Annotated in this window: 2 protein-coding genes; both read left to right on the top strand. The window is 67.0% G+C overall.

What is annotated here, in order from left to right; translation table 11 throughout:
• A partial coding sequence (locus ABSG20_RS34500) for an oligopeptide/dipeptide ABC transporter ATP-binding protein (protein ID WP_423868906.1) occupies nt 1–763 on the top strand: 763 nt, incomplete at its 5' end.
• 100 nt (nt 764–863) lie between these two features.
• On the top strand, nt 864–2,555 hold a 1,692-nt coding region (locus ABSG20_RS34495), incomplete at its 3' end, for a gamma-glutamyltransferase family protein (RefSeq protein ID WP_423868905.1).

Here is a 2,555-nt window from a genome sequence, read left to right as displayed (position 1 = left end):
CGCGTTCGACGGCGCCGAGTTCGGCACCCTGACGCGGGCGCGGCAGCGGCCGATGCGCCGCCGCATGCAGATGATCTTCCAGGATCCCTATGCCAGCCTGAACCCGCGCTGGCGGGTCGGCGCGATCGTCGCCGAGCCGCTGCGCGCGCACCGGCTGGTCGCCGGCCGGGCGGCGCGGCGCGACCGGGTCGCGGCGCTGCTGCGCCAGGTCGGGCTGGCGCCGTCGGATGCCGACCGATATCCCCACGAGTTCTCGGGCGGCCAGCGCCAGCGCGTCTCGATCGCCCGCGCGCTGGCGAGCCAGCCCGAATTCCTGATCTGCGACGAGCCGACCTCGGCGCTCGACGTCTCGGTGCAGGCCCAGATCCTCAATCTGATGCGCGACCTGCAGGACAAGTTCGGCCTCACCTATCTCTTCATCAGCCATAACCTGGCCGTGGTCCGGCATATGGCGAACCGCATCGGGGTCATGTATCTCGGCCGCATCGTGGAGATCGCGCAAGGCCGCGAGCTCTTTGCCAATCCAAAAATGCCCTACACCAGGATGCTACTGGGCGCGGTACCCGATCTGGCGATGTCCGGCCGGCAGCGGATTCCGGTGCAGGGCGAAATCCCCAATCCGATCGATCCGCCGCCGGGCTGCGCGTTCAATCCGCGCTGCCCGCTGGCGTTTGACCGCTGCCGCAAGGAAGCGCCCGCGCTGATCGACGGCGTCGCCTGCCACGCCGTCAACACGCCGGCGCAGGCCATGATCCCCGCATGATCACAGGGATGAGAACGAGGCGGCGCGGCGCCCTGGTTGGCAGGCCGCCTTGGCTGTGGTCAAGTGCGCTCGGGCCGCCGCATCAACACGATGGATTTGAATGAGCAACATCAATCCCGACCCGTTCACGACCAGGCCGGAGATCGAAGGCACGTTCGGTGTCGTCACATCGACCCACTGGATTGCCACCGCGGTCGGGATGGCCACGCTGGAAAAAGGCGGCAATGCCTTTGACGCCGGCGTCGCCACGGCCTTCACGCTGCAGGTCGTCGAGCCGCATCTGAACGGTCCCGGCGGCGATGTGCCGATCATCGTCCACGACATCAAGCGCAGCCGCACCGAGGTGATCTGCGGCCAGGGGCCGGCGCCAGCGGGCGCGACCATCGCGCACTATCGCAGCGAGGGCCTCGACATGGTGCCGGGCACCGGGCTGCTCGCCGCCTGCGTCCCGGGCACGTTCGAATCCTGGATGCTGCTGCTGCGCGATTACGGCAGCTTGCGGCTGCGCGACGTGCTCGAGCCGGCCATCGCCTATGCCTGTCATGGCTATCCGCTGGTCGAGCGCGCCTCCGCCACCATCGCAACCGTCGCACCCTTGTTCCGCCAGCACTGGCCAACGTCGGCCGCGGTCTATCTGCCGAATTTTGAAGTTCCAAAGCCGGGCACGCTGTTCACCAACAAGCAACTTGCGGAAACCTATGCCCGCATCCTGAAGGAAGCCGAAAGCGCCGGCGCCGATCGCGTGGCACAGATCGAGCGCGCGCGAGAAACCTGGTCGCGCGGTTTTGTCGCCGAGGCGATCGACAGCTTCTGCCGCACCCAGGAGGTCATGGATGTCTCGGGCTCGCCGCATCGCGGCGTGCTGCGCGGCGACGACATGGCGCGCTGGCAGCCTGGCGTCGAAGCGCCGTTGACCTATGACTACGGGCGTTACACCGTCTGCAAGCCCGGCGTCTGGAGCCAGGGGCCGGTGATGCTGCAGCAGCTCGCGCTGTTGAAGGGCTTTGAGCTCGACGGGCTCGATCCTGCAGGCCCGGAATTCATTCATCTGCAGATCGAATGCGCCAAGCTCGCGTTTGCCGACCGCGAGAAATTCTACGGCGATCCGGATTTTGGCGAAATCCCGATCGCAACGCTGCTGTCGGATCCCTACAATGACGCGCGCCGCAAGCTGATCTCGGAGAAGGCCTCGTTCGACTTCGTCCCCGGCTCGGTGCAGGGTTTTGGCGCGGTGGTAAGACTGCGCCGTCAGGAAGGCCGTCGCGAGGCGGTCGGCGCGATGGGCGCCGGCGAGCCCACCGTCGGCCGCTTCGGCGAGGTGCGCGGCGACACCGTGCATTTCGACATCATCGACCAGGCCGGCAACATGATCTCGGCGACGCCGTCGGGCGGCTGGCTGCAATCCTCGCCGGTGATTCCGGAACTGGGCTTCTGCCTCGGCAGCCGCGCGCAGATGTTCTGGCTCGAGGAAGATCACCCGGCGGCGCTGGCGCCCGGCAAACGCCCGCGCACCACGCTCTCACCCACCATGGCGTTGCGCGACGGCGAGCCGTATCTGGCATGGGGGTCGCCGGGCGGCGACCAGCAGGACCAATGGACCACGCAATTCTTCCTGCGACATGTGCATGCCAAGATGAATCTGCAGGAAGCGATCGATGCGCCGGCCTGGCATTCCGAGCATTTTCCGATTTCGTTCTGGCCGCGCACCTCGCGCCCCGGCGTGATGGTGGTGGAAAGCCGGATTCCGAAAGCCACCGTCGATACGCTGAAGAGCCGCGGCCATATTGTCGAG

Origin of the sequence: Bradyrhizobium sp. (genome assembly GCF_049512235.1) — a bacterium.
Taxonomy (GTDB): domain Bacteria; phylum Pseudomonadota; class Alphaproteobacteria; order Rhizobiales; family Xanthobacteraceae; genus Bradyrhizobium.
Note: the sequence above shows the minus strand (reverse complement) of the source record. Positions and strands in the feature narration are given on the sequence as shown.